The sequence below is a fragment of the Pseudoduganella sp. SL102 genome, from assembly GCF_027856995.1.
GTDB classification, from domain to species: domain Bacteria; phylum Pseudomonadota; class Gammaproteobacteria; order Burkholderiales; family Burkholderiaceae_D; genus Rugamonas; species Rugamonas albidiflava.
In genome coordinates, this window is sequence record NZ_CP115554.1 from 4,707,086 (window position 1) to 4,724,786 (window position 17,701).

At 71.2% G+C, this 17,701-nt stretch carries 10 protein-coding genes; 7 read left to right on the forward strand and 3 right to left on the reverse strand.

Going from position 1 to position 17,701, the window contains the following annotated elements; translation table 11 throughout:
* Nucleotides 1-2 precede the first annotated feature (2 nt).
* The 7 genes from OU994_RS19915 (at nt 3) to OU994_RS19945 (ending at nt 14,132) form a co-directional block, all read left to right on the forward strand.
* Nucleotides 3-4,397 (forward strand): DEAD/DEAH box helicase, encoded by a 4,395-nt coding sequence (locus OU994_RS19915; RefSeq protein WP_281607342.1) that lies wholly within the window; start codon nt 3-5, stop codon nt 4,395-4,397.
* A gap of 329 nt (nt 4,398-4,726) precedes the next feature.
* The gene (gene tssJ / locus OU994_RS19920) at nt 4,727-5,194 is read left to right on the forward strand and encodes a type VI secretion system lipoprotein TssJ (RefSeq protein WP_281607343.1); all 468 of its coding nucleotides are present in this window, start codon (nt 4,727-4,729) and stop codon (nt 5,192-5,194) included.
* A 54-nt stretch (nt 5,195-5,248) separates the two neighbouring features.
* Nucleotides 5,249-6,634: a type VI secretion system baseplate subunit TssK gene (tssK, locus tag OU994_RS19925; RefSeq protein WP_281607344.1), complete on the forward strand. Its 1,386-nt coding sequence runs from the start codon at nt 5,249-5,251 to the stop codon at nt 6,632-6,634.
* Between the two features lie 9 nt (nt 6,635-6,643).
* A complete protein-coding gene (locus OU994_RS19930; RefSeq protein WP_281607345.1) occupies nt 6,644-7,978 on the forward strand; it encodes a DotU family type VI secretion system protein in 1,335 nt (444 codons plus the stop codon).
* A gap of 3 nt (nt 7,979-7,981) precedes the next feature.
* Nucleotides 7,982-11,641 (forward strand): type VI secretion system membrane subunit TssM, encoded by a 3,660-nt coding sequence (tssM, locus tag OU994_RS19935; RefSeq protein ID WP_281607346.1) that lies wholly within the window; start codon nt 7,982-7,984, stop codon nt 11,639-11,641.
* Entirely contained in the window at nt 11,638-12,420 is a 783-nt protein-coding gene (tagF, locus tag OU994_RS19940; RefSeq protein WP_281607347.1) for a type VI secretion system-associated protein TagF, read from the forward strand. The genes tssM and tagF overlap by 4 nt, the downstream gene beginning before the upstream one ends.
* Nucleotides 12,417-14,132 carry a serine/threonine-protein kinase gene (locus OU994_RS19945; protein ID WP_281607348.1) on the forward strand — a complete coding sequence of 572 codons (1,716 nt, stop codon included), beginning with the start codon at nt 12,417-12,419 and terminating at the stop codon, nt 14,130-14,132. The genes tagF and OU994_RS19945 overlap by 4 nt, the downstream gene beginning before the upstream one ends.
* Nucleotides 14,133-14,139: 7 nt before the next feature.
* Here the strand turns inward: OU994_RS19945 and OU994_RS19950 are convergent, their stop codons facing one another.
* From OU994_RS19950 to tagH, 3 genes are read right to left on the reverse strand one after another with little or no spacing between them, the layout of a single operon-like run.
* Nucleotides 14,140-14,691 (reverse strand): OmpA family protein, encoded by a 552-nt coding sequence (locus OU994_RS19950; RefSeq protein WP_131145417.1) that lies wholly within the window; start codon nt 14,689-14,691, stop codon nt 14,140-14,142.
* A 21-nt stretch (nt 14,692-14,712) separates the two neighbouring features.
* On the reverse strand, nt 14,713-15,504 hold the full coding sequence (locus OU994_RS19955; RefSeq protein ID WP_165497624.1) for a PP2C family serine/threonine-protein phosphatase: 792 nt from the start codon (nt 15,502-15,504) through the stop codon (nt 14,713-14,715).
* A gap of 13 nt (nt 15,505-15,517) precedes the next feature.
* Nucleotides 15,518-17,596 (reverse strand): type VI secretion system-associated FHA domain protein TagH, encoded by a 2,079-nt coding sequence (gene tagH / locus OU994_RS19960; protein WP_281607349.1) that lies wholly within the window; start codon nt 17,594-17,596, stop codon nt 15,518-15,520.
* Nucleotides 17,597-17,701: the final 105 nt, after the last annotated feature.

Below are 17,701 nucleotides of genomic sequence, written 5' to 3' on the forward strand. Positions count from 1 at the left end.
CGATGGCATCAAGGCCGCGCACGCGCCACGACTTCCACCCCGCGGTCGCCGCCTGGTTCGCCGCGGCGTTCCCGAAAGGCGCCACCGAGGCACAGCGGCGCGCCTGGCCGCTGATCGCCGCAGGAAAAACCACGCTCATCGCCGCGCCCACCGGATCCGGCAAGACCCTCACCGCTTTCCTGGCGGCGATCGATGCGCTGGTGCGCGAAAGCAGCGCAACGCCGCTGCCGGATGAAACCCGGGTGCTCTACGTCTCGCCGCTGAAGGCACTGTCGAACGATATCCGCGTCAACCTGCTGGCGCCGCTGGAAGGCATCGACCGCGAACTGGCGGCGCTGGGCCTGCCGCCGCACGGCATCCGCAGCGCCGTGCGCACCGGCGATACGCCGCAGGCCGAGCGCAACGCCGCGCGCAAGCGGCCGCCGCACATCCTCGTCTCCACCCCCGAGTCGCTGTACGTGCTGCTGGGTTCGGACAGCGGCCGGGCCATGCTGTCGACCGTGCGCACGGTGATCGTCGACGAGATCCACGCGGTGGCCGGCAGCAAGCGCGGCAGCCACCTGTCGCTGAGCCTGGAGCGGCTGGCCGCGTTGCGCGCGGAGGGGCCCGGAGCGCCGCATGGCGTGCCGCCGGTGCGGGTCGGCCTGTCGGCCACGCAGAAGCCCTTGCACACCGTGGCGCAATTCCTGGCCGGCACCGGGCGCCCTTGCGAGGTGGTCGACGTGGGCCACGTGCGGGCGCGCGACCTGGGCCTGGAACTGCCGCCCGTCCCGCTCGAAGCGGTGATGCCGAACGACGTGTGGGAGCGCGTCTACGACCGGCTGGCCGAACTGTCGGTGCTGCACCGGACCACGCTGGTCTTCGTCAACACGCGGCGCATGGCCGAGCGGATGGCGCGCCACCTGGCCGACCGGCTGGGTGCGGGGCATGTGGCAGCCCACCACGGCAGCCTGGCCAAGGAATTCCGGCTGGACGCCGAGCAGCGGCTGAAACGGGGCGAGTTGCGCGTGCTGGTGGCCACCGCCTCGCTGGAACTGGGCATCGACATCGGCGACGTCGACCTGGTCTGCCAGATCGGCTCGCCGCGCAGCATCGCCGCGTTCCTGCAGCGGGTCGGGCGCTCCGGCCACCACGTTGGCGGCCTGCCGAAAGGCCGGCTGTTCCCGACCTCGCGCGACGACCTGGTCGAGTGCACCGCCCTGCTCGATTGCGTGCGGCGCGACGAACTCGATACGCTGCGTGTGCCGCTCGCCCCGCTGGACGTGCTGGCCCAGCAGGTCGTGGCCGAGGTGGGCGGCCGCGAGTGGCACGAGGATGCCCTGTTCGACCTGGTCCGGGGGGCGATGCCGTATGCGGCGCTGGCGCGGGAAAGCTTCGACGCCGTGCTGCGCATGCTCACCGAAGGCTTCCACAGCCGCCAGGGCGTACGCGGCGCCTACCTGCACCGCGACGCCGTCAGCGGCACGGTGCGGGCCCGGCGCGGCGGGCGGCTGACGGCCGTCACCTCCGGCGGCGCGATCCCGGACAATGCCGACTTCACGGTGCTGCTGGAACCGGGCGGCCAGAACGTCGGCACGGTGCACGAGGACTTTGCCGTGGAAAGCCTGGCCGGTGATGTTTTCCAGCTCGGCAATACGTCCTACCGGATCGTGCGGGTGGAGGCCGGCAAGGTGCGCGTGGAGGATGCCCATGGCGCCGCGCCCAACATCCCGTTCTGGCTGGGCGAGGCGCCGGGCCGCAGCGATGAGCTGTCGATCGGCGTGGCGCGGCTGCGCGGCGAGATCGACCGGCTGCTGGGCGAGCGGGACGACGGCGAGGAAGCAGTGGCCCACGCGATCGGCTGGCTGGCCGAACACCTGGGCCTGGGCGACGACGCGGCGCGCCAGGTGGTCGACTACCTGGCCCGTGCCCGCGCGGCGCTGGCGGCGCTGCCCACCCGAGACACGCTGGTGATGGAACGCTTCTTCGACGAATCAGGCGGCATGCAGCTGGTGCTGCATGCGCCGTTCGGCAGCCGCATCAACCGGGCCTGGGGGCTGGCCCTGCGCAAGCGCTTCTGCCGTACTTTCAACTTCGAATTGCAGGCGGCGGCCACCGAGGATGCGATCGTGCTGTCGCTGTCCGAAAGCCACAGTTTTCCGCTCGATGAAGTGTGGCGCTACCTGCGTCCGGCAACGGCCGAGCATGTGCTGGTGCAGGCGCTGCTCGATGCGCCGCTGTTCAACGTGCGCTGGCGCTGGAACGCGACGACGGCGCTGGCCCTGCCCCGCTTCGCCGGCGGGCGCAAGGTGGCGCCGCAGCTGATGCGGATGAAGAGCGACGACATGCTGGCCGCCGTGTTCCCGGACGGCGCCGCGTGCCTGGAAAACATCGTCGGCGAGCGCGAACTGCCCAGCCACCCGCTGGTCGACCAGACGCTGGACGACTGCCTGCACGAAGCGATGGACAGCGAAGGCTGGCTGGCGCTGCTGCGGCGGATCGAGGCGGGCGAGGTGCGGCTGCTGTCGCGCGACCTGCCGGCGCCGTCGCCGCTGGCGATGGAAATCCTCAACGCCCGTCCCTACGCCTTCCTCGACGATGCCCCGCTGGAAGAGCGCCGTACCCAGGCGGTGCTGAACCGCCGCTGGACCGATCCGGCGTCCACCGGCGACCTGGGCGCCCTCGATGCCGGCGCCATCGACGCGGTGGCGCAGGAAGCCTGGCCGCGGGTGCGCGACAGCGACAAGGCGGGCGACGAGATGCACGAGGCGCTGGTGGCGCTGGCCTGCGTCACGCGTGCGGAGGCGGCCGCCAACGAAGGCTGGGAAACATGGCTGGCGGCGCTGGTGGCCGGCGGGCGCGCCACGCGGCTGCAAGGCGGCGGGCCCGATTTCTACGTGGCGCTGGAGCGGCTGGCCTGCCTGCAGGCCGCTTATCCGGATGCCGTGGCGGCGCCGCCGCTGGCGATGCCGGAGCGCCTCGCGCGCAACGGCGACGACGCGTGGACGCGCGATGCGGCGCTGGTGGAACTGCTGCGCGCCCGCCTGTCCGGCTTCGGTCCGCAACCGGTAGCCGCCATCGCCGCGTCGCTGGCCCTGCCGGACAGCACGGTGGCGGTCGCGCTGGCGGCGCTGGAGAGCGAAGGCTACGTGATGCGCGGCCGCTTCACGCCCGGCGCGGCGGGCGAGGAATGGTGCGAACGGCACCTGCTGGCACGCATCCACCGCTATACCATCAAGAGCCTGCGGCGCGAGATCGAACCGGTGGAGCGGCAGGATTTCATGCGCTTCCTGTTCGAGTGGCAGCATGTGAGCGACGACACGCGCCTGCAGGGCAGCGACGCGCTGCCGCAGGCGCTGGCCCAGCTGGAAGGGTTCGAGGCGGCAGCCGGCGCCTGGGAAAGCGAGCTGCTGGCCACGCGGGTGAAGGATTATTCGATGACCTGGCTCGACGACCTGTGCCGCGCCGGCCGCATCGTGTGGACGCGTGTCGGCGCGCCGTCCAGCGCCAGCGGCGGCCCGGTGCGCGGCACGCCGCTGGTTCTGCTGCCGCGGCGGCAACTGGCGCTGTGGCACGCGCTGCCGGCGGTGGCCAGCGAGGTGCAGGTGTCCTCGCGCGCCATGCGCGTGCTCGATGCGCTGCGCGGCCATGGCGCGATGTTCTTCGATGAGCTGGCCCACGATGCCCGGCTGCTGCCGGCCGAGCTGGAGGATGCGCTGGGCGAACTGGTGGCCACCGGCCTCGTCAACGCCGACAGCTATGCCGGCCTGCGCGCAATGCTGGCACCGGCCAGCAAGCGCAACACGCTGGACCGGCGGCGCCGCCGCGGTGCCGGCCCGACCATGGAAGAAGCGGGCCGCTGGGCGCTGGTGCGCCGCGCCGACGGCGTGACGGTCACCGAGCGCGGCTCCACCGCCGCGCCGGCGCCGCGGCCGGTACCGTCACGCCGCCCGCGCACGGAACCGGCCACGCTGGAACACATCGCGATGACGCTGCTGCGCCGCTACGGCGTGATGTTCTGGCACCTGCTGGAACGCGAACCGGGATGGCTGCCGGCGTGGCGGGAGCTGCTGCCGGTCTACCACCGGCTCGAAGCGCGCGGCGAGATCCGCGGCGGGCGCTTCGTGGCCGGCCTGTCCGGCGAACAGTTCGCGCTGCCCGAGGCGATCCCGCTGCTGCGCGAGATGCGGCGCCGGCCGCACGACGGCGGCCTGGTGCTGGTGTCGGGTGCCGACCCGCTGAACCTGTGCGGCGTCCTGCTGCCCGGCGACAAAGTGCCCGCGCTGGCCGGCAACCGTGTGCTGTTCCGCGATGGCTTGCCGGTGGCGACACTGGTGGCCGGCAAGTTCGGCTACCGGGAATCGCCCGCGCCGGCGGAACGCGAACTGCTGCACACCCGGCTGCTCGGCCGCAACTGAGCGGCGCCGCCCGGCGGTGTGGCTTTTCCGGCCACACCCCGATCCGCAACGGGCATTCCGCTCGTATAATCATTCACGGGCTGGATCTCTGCAAGCCCTCATGCCCTCATGTGCCGCCATGCGCCGCCCAGGTGCCGCCATGCGCGCCCATGCGTATACATGCGTATGCATGCGTCCCTTGCGGCTTCCATGAGCGCAGTTCCTGATGTCGGCGACAGGAGAACACGATGGCCAGGCACCCGCATCTCCCCACTGCCGCGCCCGGTGCGCCACCCGGGCGGCGACGTGATTCGCAACGCGGCCCGCTCTTCAATTCGCTGACTCGTGCGTTGCCTGCATTTTCCGCCGCGCTGCTGGCCGTTCTCCTGTCCGCCTGCGCGGGCGCGCCGAAGGCCGAGCCGCCACCGGCGCCGCCGACCGTGATCCAGGCCACCATCGCCGTGGCGGCCGATGCCAACCCCGATGCCGGCGGCCGCGCCTCGCCCGTCGTCGTGCGCCTGTTCGAACTGAAGAACCTGGCTACTTTCGAGAAGGCGGATTTTTTTTCGCTGTTTGAAAAGGGCCGGGAAACGCTGGGCGCCGACCTGCTGTCGGACGAGGAATTCGTGCTGCAGCCGGGCGAAAGCAGGCGTTTCGAGCGGCGGCTACAGGACGGCGCGCTGCACGTGGCGGTGGTGGCCGGCTTCCGCGACCTCGACCGGTCGTCGTGGCGCGGCAGCATCGCCGTGCGTGCCCGCGCCACCACGCCCGTCGCCATCGGCGTGCAGCAGCGCCGCATCACGATCTCGGACAAGTAGCGGGTCCCGGCCCGCCCTACCCAGCATGCAAGCCTGGAGACAAGGATCAGCACCATGTCGTGGGAAAGCAAAGTCATCTGGTCGGAAGGCATGTTCCTGCAACCCCAGCACTTTCAGCAGCATGACCGCTACCTCGAAAGGCTGATCGAAGCCCGGGCCCGCCCCACGCTGCCCTACGGCTGGGGTTTCACGCGGCTCGAGCTCGACGAAACGGCGCTGGCGCTGGGCAAGGTGGCGCTGGCGTCTGCCAGCGGCCTGTTCCCGGATGGCACGCCGTTCGACTTTCCGTTCACCCATCCGGCCCCGGCGCCGCTCGATATCCCGGCCGATGCGCGCGACCAGCCGGTGGTGCTGGCCGTGCCCCTGTGCCGGCGCGGCGGCCGGGAATCCGACTACCACGCGGCCCGCCACAATGGCGCGAACCATGGCACGAACGATGGCACGAACCACAACACTACCGCGGACGGCCTGGCGCGCTTCAGCGTCGGCATCGTCGAGGTGGACGACAGCACGGCGCAGGGCGCCGTGCCCATCGAAGTGGGCCAGTTGCAGCTGCGCCTGCTGCTGGGGAAGGATGCCACGGATGCCTACGCGTGCGTGGGCGTGGCGCGCGTGGCGGAGCGGCGGGCCGACAACGCGTTGCAGCTGGACCGGCAGTACATCGCGCCGGCGCTGGCGCTGCAGGCCAGCGTCACGCTGTCCCGCTACTGCGACGAAGTGCATGGCCTGCTGCACCAGCGCGGCAACGAACTGGACACGCAGCTGGGCCAGCCGGGGCGCGGCGGCGTGGCCGAAATCGCCGACTTCCTGCTGCTGCAGACGGTCAACCGCTACCAGCCGCTGTTCGCGCACCTGCGCCAGATGCCGGCGCTGCATCCGGAACGGCTGTTCGCCGCCATGCTGGGCCTGGCCGGCGACCTGGCCACGTTCAGCCGCGCGGACCGCCGTCCCCCTGCCTATCCCGAATACCGGCACGACGACCTCCGGTACTCGTTCACGCCGCTGATGGCGGACTTGCGGGCCTCGCTGTCGATGGTGCTGCAGCGGAGCGCGATCGCCATCGAACTGCAGGACCGCAAGTACGGCGTGCGCCTGGCCGTGCTGCCCGACCGCGGCCTGCTGAAAAGCGCCAGCTTCGTGCTGGCGGTGAATGCGCAAATGCCGTCCGAAACACTGCGCACGCGCTTCCCGAGCCACGTGAAGATCGGCCCGGTCGAACGGATCCGCGATCTCGTCAACCTGGCCCTGCCGGGCATCGCCCTGCGCTCGATGCCGGTGGCGCCGCGCCAGATTCCCTACCACGCGGGGTTCAACTACTTCGAGCTGGAGCGCAGCGGCGAATTATGGGGCCAGCTGGAGCACTCCGGCGGGCTGGCCATGCACATCGCCGGGGATTTTCCCGGCCTGGAACTGGAATTCTGGGGAATTCTGGGAAAGTAAGGGGCGATCATGAGCCACGACGATCCATTCGCGTTGCCGGACTCCGAGCATACCGTGGTGATACCCACGCCGGGCGGCCGGGCGCATGCGCAGGCGGCACGGCAGCGCGCCGGCGCCGGCCCGGGCGCCGCGGCGGCCGGGGTGGCCGGCGCCGGCTACGTACCGCCGGCCGAGGTGTCCGGCCTCAATCCGCTGGTGGCCGCCGCCAATCCGCTGCTGGGCGTGGTGCCGCAACTGCGCGCCACGCTGCAGCATCCGGATCCGGCCGGCGTGCGCGAATTCCTCGCCCAGCAGATACGCGAATTCGAGCGGCGCGCCAGGGCCGCCGGCATCCCCATGGAACAGGTGATCGCGGCGCGCTATGCGCTGTGCACGCTGCTCGACGAGGCGGCGGCCTCCACCCCGTGGGGCGGCTCCGGCAGCTGGGCCAGGGACAGCCTGCTGGTCACCTTCCACAACGAGGCGTGGGGCGGCGAGAAATTCTTCCAGCTGCTGGCGAAGGTGGCCGAAACACCGGACCAGCACCGCGACCTGCTCGAATTGATGTACGTCTGCCTGGCGCTGGGCCTGGAGGGCCGCTACCGGGTGCTGGACAATGGCCGCGCGCAGCTGGAAGCCTTGCGCGAACGGCTGGCCCTGCTGCTGCGCAAGGTGCGCGGTGAGTACGAACGCGACCTGTCCCCGCGCTGGCAGGGCGTGGCCGTGCAGAGCAAGGCGCTGCTGGCCGCGCTGCCCCTGTGGGCCGCGCTGGGCGTGCTCGGCCTGGCCATGCTGGGCGCCTACCTGGGCTTCAGCTATTTCCTGAACGCGCGCTCCGACCCGGTGTTCACCGGCATCCTGGCGCTGGAGGCCAGGCCGGACCCGGTGGCGGTCGCCGCCCTGCCCGCCCTGGCCCCCGCGCCTGCCCTGGTGCCCCGCCTTGCCGGCTTCCTGCGCCCTGAAATCGAGCAATCCCTGGTCGCCGTGCGCGACGAACAGGGCCGCAGCGTGGTGACGCTGCGCGGCGACGGCCTGTTCGCGCCCGGCAGCGCCACCGTGTCGGCGCCCTACCACGCCGTGCTGGACCGCATCGCCGCCGCGCCGAAGGCCGTGCCGGGCTCGGTGCCGGTGATCGGCTATACGGACAACCAGCCGATCCGCTCGGCGCGTTTCCCGTCGAACTGGCACCTGTCGCAGGAACGGGCGCGCACGGTGGCCGGGCTGATCGCCGGCAAGGCGCCGCCGGCGGGCCGCTACAGCGCCGAAGGCCAGGCCGAAGCCCGGCCGGTCGGCGACAATGCCACCGCCGAAGGCCGCGCGCGCAACCGCCGCGTGGAAATCGTGCTGGTCCCGGCCGGGAACTGAGCCATGAAAAGCCTGCTCTCCCTGCTGCTGCACCGCCGCGTGACCACCGGGCTGGGCCTGGCCGCCTTCGCACTGCTGATCTGGCATGTCGGGCCGCTGGTCGCCATCGCCGGCTACCGGCCGCTGGAACCGGCCCGCATCCGGCTCGCGCTGATCTGCCTCGTCGTGCTGGTCTACGTGGGCAAGGCGCTGTGGAAACTGTGGCAGGCCCGGCGCGCCAATGCCAGCCTGATGAACGGGTTGCTGCAACAGGCGCCGGCCGCTGCCAGCCCCGGCGACACCATGGCCGCCGAGGAACTGGCCACGCTGCGCAAGCGTTTCGAGGGCGCGGTGGACGTGCTGCGCAAGGCACGCCTCACCGGCAAGCCCGGCGCACCGGGGCGCTGGCTGGCCAGCCTGGGCCGGCAATGGGTCTACGAACTGCCCTGGTATATCCTGATCGGCGCGCCCGGCTCGGGCAAGACCACCGCGCTGGTGCATTCGGGCCTGCAATTCCCCCTGAGCGGGCAGTTCGGCCGCGAAGCGATCCGCGGCGTGGGCGGCACGCGCAACTGCGACTGGTGGTTTACCGACGAAGCCGTGCTGCTGGACACGGCCGGCCGCTACACCACGCAGGAAAGCGACCAGAAGACGGACAGCGCGGCGTGGACCGGCTTCCTGCAGTTGCTGAAGAAGTACCGCGTGCGCCGGCCGATCAACGGCGCGCTGCTGACGCTGAGCGTGCCCGACCTGCTCGGCCAGTCCCCGGACGAGCGGGCCGCCCACCTCGCCACGCTACGCAAGCGTCTGCACGAACTGCACGAGGAGCTCGACATACGCTTCCCGCTGTACCTGCTGGTGACCAAGCTCGACCTGCTGCCCGGCTTCATGGAATTCTTCGGCGAGCTGGGCAAGGAGGACCGCGCCCAGGTGTGGGGCATGACCTTCCCGATCCGGGACGCGGCCGGGAAAGACGCCACAACGGGTGCGGCGCGAAGCGCGGGCAAGACTGATGGCAAGAACGAAGGCCCGGCTGATACGGCGCCCGATTTCGGCAACGAATTCGCAGCGCTGGAGGCACGCCTCAACGCCCGCCTGGTCGACCGCATGCAGGCCGAACGAGACCCGCAGAAACGCGCGCAGCTCTATCTGTTTCCCCAGCAGTTCGCGGCGCTGAAGGGCACCCTCGGCGAGTTCGTCGAGGGCATCGTCAGCGATTCGCGCTTCGCCGAACGGCCGCTGCTGCGCGGCGTGTACTTCACCAGCGGCACCCAGGAAGGCAGCCCGATCGACCGCATGCTGGGCGGCGTGGGGCGCGCCCTGCAGCTGGACCGCAAGATCCTGCCGCCGCAGTCGCCCACCGGCAAGAGCTTCTTCATCACGCGCCTGCTGAAGGACGTGGTGTTCCAGGAAGCCGGGCTGGCCGGCACCAACCTGCGCCGCGAACGGCGCCGCGCGCTGGTGCAGCTGGGCGCGCTCGCGGTGGCCGCCCTGCTGGCGGCCGGGATGATCGTGGCGTGGGCGGTCAGCTATGCGGGCAACCGCGCCTACGTGGCTGGCGTGCAGGAGCGCCTCGATGCGATTTCGCAGCAGGTGCGGGCGCTGGAAGCCAACCGCAGCGCCGACGTGGTGGAACTGCTGCCGGTGCTGCGCACGGTGCGCGACCTGGCCAACGTGCCCGGCCAGGCACCGGGCGAAGCGCCGTTCGCGATGGGCGCGGGCCTGTACCAGGGCGACAAGCTGGCGTCCGCCGCGCAGACGGCCTACCGCAACCTGTTGCGCGACGTGTTCCTGGCGCGCCTGGAAGCACGCGTGCGCCAGCAGCTGCAGGGCGCCGGCGGCAATCCGGAATTGCTGTACGAAGCGCTGAAGGCCTACATCATGCTGCACCAGCCGCGCCATTTCCAGGGCGCGGCGCTGAAAGCCTTCATCACGGCCGACTGGGAAAGCTCACTGCCGCGCAGCGTGACGCTGGAGCAGCGCCGCGAACTGGAGTCGCACCTCGATGCGCTGCTGGCCGGCGAACGGCCGACGGCGCCGCAGCCGGCGGACCAGCAACTGATCGCCAGCGCGCGCGAGGCCGTGGCCCGCACGCCGCTGGCGGTGCGCATCTACAACCGCATCAAGCGCGGCGGCGCCGGTGCCGACCTGCCGGAATTCACGGTGGCGGGGGCCGCCGGCCCGGCCGCGCCGCTGGTATTCGCACGTGCCAGCGGGCAGCCGCTGACCAGCGGCGTTCCCGGCCTGTACAGCGTGAATGGCTACCGCAACGCGTTCCTGAAGGAGGCCGCGCGCGTGACCGGCCAGCTGGCCGACGAGGAAGGCTGGGTGCTCGGCCTGGCCGAGAAGGACCGCCGCTTCACCGATCCCGCGCAGCGAGCCGGCCAGCTCGACGAAGTGCGGCGCCTGTACCTGGAAGACTATGCGCGCATCTGGCGCGCCTTTGTCGACGATATCAAGCTGGTGCGCGCCGGCAGCCTGCAGGGCAGCATCCAGACGGCGCGCGTGCTGTCGATGCCGGACTCGCCGCTGCCGGCGCTGCTGCGCGCCATCGTGCGCGAGGTCACGCTGGTGCAGGGCGATGCGGCGGACAAGAGCATCGCCGACAAGGCCGGCGATACGGTCGAGAGCACCCGCAAGGAACTGATGAAACTGTTCGGCAGCGAAGTCGTCAAGCCGGCCGCCGCCCGGGAGACTCAGCCCGAGCGCATCGTCGACGACCGCTTCGACGACCTGCGCCGACTGGTCGCCGGCGCCGGCCCGGGCCAGCCGGCGCCGATCGATGCCACGACTTCCCTCATCAACGAGCTGTACACGCTGCTGACGGCCACCGAAGCGGCGCTGAAGGGCGCCAACACGCCGCCGCCCAGCGATGTGCCGAACAAGGTCAAGGCCCAGGGCGGGCTGATGCCGGAACCGGTGCGCTCGATCCTGCTCACGCTGGCCTCGGGCAGCGCCAGCCAGGCCCTGGGCCTGACGCGCAGTAACCTGAACCAGGCGATGGGTGCCACGCTGGGCGAGTTCTGCAACAACGCCGTGACGGGCCGCTACCCGTTCACCAAGGGCAGCCCGCGCGACGTGACGCAGGACGACTTCAGCCGCCTGTTCGCGCCGGGCGGCATGATCGACGACTTCTTCCAGAAAAACCTGGCGCAATACGTGAATACCAACACGCGGCCGTGGAGCTTCCGCTCGGTGGGCGATGCCACGATGGGCGGCTCGTCCGGCGCGCTGCTGCAGTTCCAGCGCGCCCAGGTGATCCGCGACGTGTTCTTCCGCGGCGGCGCGGCCGCCGGCATGCGGCTGGAACTGAAGCCGGTGATGATGGATGCGTCGATCACGCAATTCACGCTCGATGTCGATGGCCAGCTGGTGAAATACAGCCATGGCCCGCAGGTGCCGGCCCAGGTGCAGTGGCCCGGCCCGCGCGGCAGCACGCAGGTGCGGCTGCAGGTGACGCCGCCCAGCGCGGCCGGCGCCTCGGGCCGTACGTACGAAGGCGCCTGGGCGCTGTTCCGCCTGTTCGACCAGGCCCAGGTGGATGGCACGGGCCAGCCCGAGAAGTTCGTCGCCACCTTCAACGTGGACGGCCGCCGCACCCAGTTCGAGGTACTGACCAGCAGCGTGCGCAATCCGTTCCGCCTGGCCGAACTGGAACAGTTCCGCTGCCCGGGTGTGCTGTGACGCTGGCGCCCGCCCTGGTCGCCGGCTGGTACGGCAAGCTGCCGGCGCTGGGCGATTTCGCCTCGCGCCGGCTGCCGCCAGCCTTCATCGGCCCCTGGGACGCGTGGCTGCAGCGCGGCATCGCGTCCAGCCGCGCCACCCTGGGCGATCGCTGGCTCGACGTCTACCTGAACGGCCCGCTGTGGAACTTCGCCCTGTTGCCGGGCGTGTGCGGGGACAGCGCGTGGCTGGGCACGATCATGCCCAGTGTCGACAAGGTGGGCCGCCATTTCCCGCTGACGATCGCCCTCGCCGTGCCGCCGCATGCGGGCATCCTGCGCACCGTGGCATCGGCGCGCGAGTGGTTCGCCGCCATCGACCGTGCCGCGCTGGCATGCCTGGACATCCACTGCCTGCCGGAGCAGCTTGAAACGCGGCTGGCCGAAGTGCCCTTCCCGGCCCTGCCCGCCATCGACGAGCGCGCCGGCGACGGGCTGGCGGCGTGGCTGGCGGCCAGGGCGGCGGGCACGCTGGTGCTGCACCTGCCGGCCGGCGTATCGGCCGCGGACGTGCTCGGCGCCGCGGCCCGTCCCGGCGGCGTCGATGGTTCATGTTCTGCCGATGCTGCCGATGCTGCCGAGGCTGCCGATGGTGCCGATGCCGCCCGTGCCGCCGGCAGGAGCCTCTGGTGGAGCGACACCACCACCAGCGCCGCCACCCGGCTGCTGGGTTTCCGCGGCTTGCCGGCCGCCGACCAGTTCGCCCTGCTGCTGGACGATGCGGACGGGCCGCCGCCATGAACGAGGACCGGGACGGGGACCGCACCATCATGCCGGCCGCCGTGCCGCTGGTGATCCTGGAAAGCGCCAACAATGCGCTGCCCTCCGGAACCCGGCTGGCCGAGTTCGAGATCGCCGGCCTCATCGGCCAGGGCGGCTTCGGCATCGTCTACCAGGCCTACGACCACTCGCTGCAGCGCACCGTGGCGCTGAAGGAATACATGCCATCGGCGCTGGCGGCGCACGCCGGCACCGCGCAGGTCACGCTGAAGTCGCCCCGGCATGCCGACACGTTCCAGGCGGGCTTGCGCAGTTTCGTCAACGAAGCCCGCCTGCTGGCCGCGTTCGACCATCCCGCGCTCGTCAAGGTCTACCGGTTCTGGGAAGATAACGGCACCGCCTACATGGTGATGCCGCTGTATCGCGGCGCCACGCTGAAGCAGGTATTGCGCGACCGCGCCGCGCCCCCGGACGAAGCCTGGCTGCGCGCCCTGCTGGCGCCGCTGCTCGACGCCCTGGAACTGCTGCACCAGGAACAGTGCTACCACCGCGATATCGCGCCGGACAATATCCTGATCCTCGACGATGGCCGTCCGCTGCTGCTCGACTTCGGTGCCGCCCGGCGCGCGATTGCCGGCAAGGTCGACGCGTTCACCGTGATCCTGAAGCGCGACTACGCGCCCGTGGAGCAGTACGCCGACATCCCGTCGATGACGCAGGGCCCCTGGACCGACCTCTATGCGCTGGCCTCCGTGGTGTACCTGGCCATCACGGGCAAGCCGCCCATGCCGGCCGTGTCGCGCATGATCGACGACCCGCATGTGCCGCTGGGCCGGGCGGCGGCCGGCCGCTACAGCCCGCAGCTGCTGGACGCCATCGACCACGCGCTGGCCGTGAAGCCGGAAGACCGGCCGCAAAGCGTCGCCGAACTGCGTGCGCTGCTGGGGCTGTCGAGCGGGAACGGCGAGGGTTCGCGGCGTGGTAAACCGGCGCCCGCCCCCGCCTGGCACCGCCTGCGCCTGGGCGGCCTGGTCCTGGCCGGCGCCGCGGCCATCGGGCTCGGCACCAGCCTGCTCGCCGACCGGGACGGCCCGGTGATGCCCGCCCCGCAGCCCGAGGCTGAGCGTGCCCCGCCTGCCGCCACGCCTTCGCCAACCGCATCGGCACCTGCCGACCCTGCTTCCGCAGTGCCGGCGGCGCCGCAGCCATTCGACCCGGTGCGGGCGCTCGACGAAGTGTTCGAAGCCCGCAACCGCGACCATGCGGTGACGATCTCGATCGAACGGGCGCAGGTGCGCATCGGCGTCGATCCGCTGCGCTTCGCCATCCGCTCGTCCAGGCCGGGCTATGTGTACCTGCTGATGGTGGGCACGGACCGCACGCAATTCTGGCTGCTGTTCCCGAACAGCCTCGATGCCGACAACCGCATCGCCGCCGGCAGCGAACTGGCGCTGCCGCGGGCCACGTGGCGCATGACCGCCGCCGGGCCGCCCGGCACCAACCAGTTCGTCGCCATCGTGTCCGACCGGCCGCGCGACTTCCGTGGCGCCGGGCTGAAGGTCCTGACGCCGTTCAGCGAGTTCGACCTCGGCACCGCCAGCAACGGTGCCCGCGTGCCGGGCACCGCAAGCCCGCTGTTCGCCGGCACCGCGCGCTGCGACGGCGTGCCGGCCGCCCAGTGTTCCCCGTCGTACGGCGCCGCGGTGTTCTCGATCGCGGAGGTTGCGCCGTAGCGAACGCCTACCGGTCCAGGTTCACGATCGTCACCCGGCGGTTTTCCGGCGCGGCGGGCACGGTCTTGTTCATCAACTCGCTGGCGCCCTTGCCCACCGCCTGCAGGCGTCCATCGTCGATCCCGCCGTTCTTGACGAGGTATTCCCGCACCGATTCCGCGCGCGCCTGCGACAGTTGCTGGTTGGCCGCCGGCGCGCCGCGCGGATCGGCGTGGCCCTCAATGGCAAAGCGGAACGGCGCCAGCTTCGCCGAGCCCAGCGCCTGGCCGACCACGCCGAGCGATTGCCTGGCCTGCTGCGTCAGGCGCGCCGAGTTGGTTTCAAACGTGATCAGCAGCGACGCGCTGGGCCGCTTCGGCGCCGCGCCTTCCGCTTCGACGCGGATGCTGCGCGTCCTGGCCGGGGCGGCCGGCGCGAGCGCGTCGACCAGCGCCGCTTCGGTGACGTCCTGCGGGTTCATGACCTTGTCTTCCTGTGCGTTGCCCGGCAATGCCAGGAACAGCAGCGCCAGCAGCGACGCCGCCAGTACCGCATGCTTCGAATGCTCGTGCGCTTTCATGTTCGACTCCTTTGCCGCCCGTCATGGCGGCGCCTCGGGTTGCCCCTGCTTCTCGTGCGCGTGCTCCTGGTGCGCGTGCTCCTGGCATGCCACCACCAGCGCCGAATAATTGTCCTGGCCTTCGCTGCCCTCCGAAATCACGCGGCTCTCCAGTTGCCTCAGCCAGGCTTCGCCCGAAGCGGCAAGCGACAGCGCGCCCTCCATGTGCAATTCATCGACATACTCCCAGAAGCCATCCGTGCACAGCAGGAAGATGTCGCCGTCGCGCAGGGCGAACGCGGCATCCTCGATGCGCGGTTCGAACTCCGCGCCATCGCCCAGCGCCGCCAGCAGCAGGTTGCGCTGCGGTGCGCCGCGCAAGTCTTCCGATTGCAGGTAGCCGGCATCCACCATGCTTTGCAGCACGCTGTGGTCGCGCGTCTGCAGGATGATGCGCCGGTCGCGAAAGCAGTACAGGCGGGTGTCGCCGATATGCCCCCAGATCGCCGTGCCGCGCGCCGGGTCGACGGCCAGCACGACGACCGTGGCGCGCATCCGCGCATACTGCGGCGATTGCTGCTGCATGGCGACGATCGCGCTGTTGGCCCGCCGCAGCGCTTCGGCGATGCCGCCGGCGCTGCAATCGGGGCGCTGGCGGAACCAGGCGAGGATTTCGGCCACCGCCAGTTTCGAGGCGACGGCGCCGCCCGCATGGCCGCCGGCGCCGTCCGACATCACGCAGCAGCACGCGCTTTCGTTCGACCAGAAGCCGTACGCATCCTCGTTGACGGGCCGCCCGCCGGGCTTGGACAACACGGTGATCTTGAGTTCCATGATCGCCTTCGCGCTAGCGGCCGCCCTCGTCGCCCCGGGCCAGCTTGTCGAGCTGGGCTTCGTAGGCGTTCAGGAAGGCCTTGCCAAACCACGCATGGAAATCGTCTTCCGCCTCACGCGTGAGCTCGGAATACATTTCCGCATACAGATCCCACAGCTTCGCCTTGCGGTTGGCCGGCAGCAGCGTATCGACCAGGCTCTTGCCGCTCAGGCGGCGCTCCAGCTGCGCCGGATCGAAGCGCTGCAGCACGCCGGCCAGCGCAGCGCGCATGCCCGCCATGAATGCGAACTGGTGGGCACGCAGGTCGTCGTGGGCATCCTTCATCGCCACCAGCGGCGGCATGAAACCCTGGCCGCGCGGCGCCAGCAGGTGCGTCAGCGCCACTTCCACGTTCGGCGAGAATTTCAGCGGGTTGTTCTCGCGCGTGACGATCATCGTCATCTCGGCATGGATCTCGCGCTTGATGACGGCACGCGACAGCAGCAGGTCCAGGGTGCCCTGGGTCGCCTCGCGCAGCAGCTGGCCGAAGGTGTGCATCATCTGCGGCGTGAGCGGGCCCCGCACGTCGAGGTCGGGCACGCCGGCCCCGGCCAGGAAGGCGCGCAACAGCTCGGCACTGTCCGCCTGGGCGTTCCCGGCAGGCTGCGCGCCGGATTCCGATGGCATGGCGGGGGCTGGCTGTACGGCCTGGGATGAGCGCATTGCCGGACCTGGCGGCATCGCGTGCGCCGGCGGTGCGCCGTGGGGCGCCCGCGGAGGCGGAGCCGGTTGCAAGTTCGGGGCGCCGTGGGGATGCGGGTCCGCCTGCGGTTGCACGTTCGGCTGCGGACTCGGCACCGGCGGCGGATGGGCGACCGGCGCTGCCGAGGTGGCGGCGCGCGCCCCGGCGGCTGGCTGTCCCGTGGCGGCTGGCTGCGCCGTGGCGGCAGGCTCGGCAGCCCGGGCCGTCGGCTCCGGCGCAAGCACCGGGCCTGGCTGGGTGGTGGGCGTTTCCGCCTGCCGCCCGCGGGCCTGCCTGGCCGGCGACTGGACGATCATCGTCTTGATGCCGTCGCCGCCCGGCAGCTCGTCCGGTGCGTTCCACGAGACCACCATGTTGCCGCCGTCCGCCGGACCGTCTGGATGGGACGGCTCGGCGTGCTGCGCCGCCGGCGGCGTGAAGGCGCTGCGGATTTCCGGTGCGTCGTCGCGCTGGCTGGCCGGCGCGGGCTTCGGCGCGGGCACCGCGCCGATCGCCACGAGCGGGTCCACGCTTGCCGCGCCGGATCCGTTCGCGCCGCCGGGCGCCAGCGGATGGCCGTCGGGGAACAGCTCGCTGCCGGCGGCGGGACCGAGGTCGTAGAACTGGTTGATATCGGTCCGTGGGGCCTGGCCGAGCCCCAGGTCGAAATCGTCCGGCAGGGGCTGGCGCGGATCCGGCGCGGGCGCGCGCGGCACCAGCTCGGAGAAACTGAAGTCGTCCGGGATGCCCCCGGCGCCCGGCGCATGGGCGAAGCTGCCCGACGGCGGCGCAGGGGAGAAGCCGCCCGATGACGGCGCGGCGGCGCTGTCGAACAGGCCGAGCGGGTCGTCTTTCGGCACGCCCGCCAGCCGGGGTTCCGTGTCTCGCATCGCCGGCATGGCCGATGGCGGGCCCGCGGGCAGGTTCGGGGGCAGCGATGGGGACATGACAGGGGACAGGACGGGGGACAGGACGGGGGACCCGGCGGGAGGCGCGGCTGGAGATCTGGCGGCGAGCCCGGCATGCGGCGCCGCAGGAGGCACGGCAGGCGAGACGCGCGCATCGGCGACGGCGAGCGTATAGCCGCCGATGCGCAATTCGTCGCCGTCGGCCAGCGTGGCTTCGTTGCCATGGCCGAGCGGGCGGTCGTTGACGAAGACGGGCGACGCGTTGCTCAGGTCGCGGATGACATGGCGGCCATTTCGGAACAGGACCATGGCGTGCATGCGCGACACGTAGCGGTCCGGGTCGGGCAGGACCAGCGCATTGCCGTCGGCGCGGCCGATGACACCGCCCAGTTCGCCGAACTCGCCGGCCAGCGGCACCTCGGTGGCCTGGCCGTTGTAGGAAACTGCCTTGATCGTCAACATCAGCGCTCCCACGATCTGCCTGCGTTGGTTCCATGTAATGTGCCGGATGACACTTGACTTCATGGCATGACGGGCAATGATCAGCACTCAAATTCTAGCAGGGTG

Coding starts and splice junctions, on each gene's coding strand:
- OU994_RS19915 (WP_281607342.1), top strand. CDS start 3: ATGGCATCAAGGCCGCGCACGCGCCACGACTTCCACCCCGCGGTCGCC.
- tssK (WP_281607344.1), top strand. CDS start 5,249: ATGTCGTGGGAAAGCAAAGTCATCTGGTCGGAAGGCATGTTCCTGCAA.
- OU994_RS19930 (WP_281607345.1), top strand. CDS start 6,644: ATGAGCCACGACGATCCATTCGCGTTGCCGGACTCCGAGCATACCGTG.
- tssM (WP_281607346.1), top strand. CDS start 7,982: ATGAAAAGCCTGCTCTCCCTGCTGCTGCACCGCCGCGTGACCACCGGG.
- OU994_RS19945 (WP_281607348.1), top strand. CDS start 12,417: ATGAACGAGGACCGGGACGGGGACCGCACCATCATGCCGGCCGCCGTG.
- OU994_RS19950 (WP_131145417.1), bottom strand. CDS start 14,691: ATGAAAGCGCACGAGCATTCGAAGCATGCGGTACTGGCGGCGTCGCTG.
- OU994_RS19955 (WP_165497624.1), bottom strand. CDS start 15,504: ATGGAACTCAAGATCACCGTGTTGTCCAAGCCCGGCGGGCGGCCCGTC.
- tagH (WP_281607349.1), bottom strand. CDS start 17,596: ATGTTGACGATCAAGGCAGTTTCCTACAACGGCCAGGCCACCGAGGTG.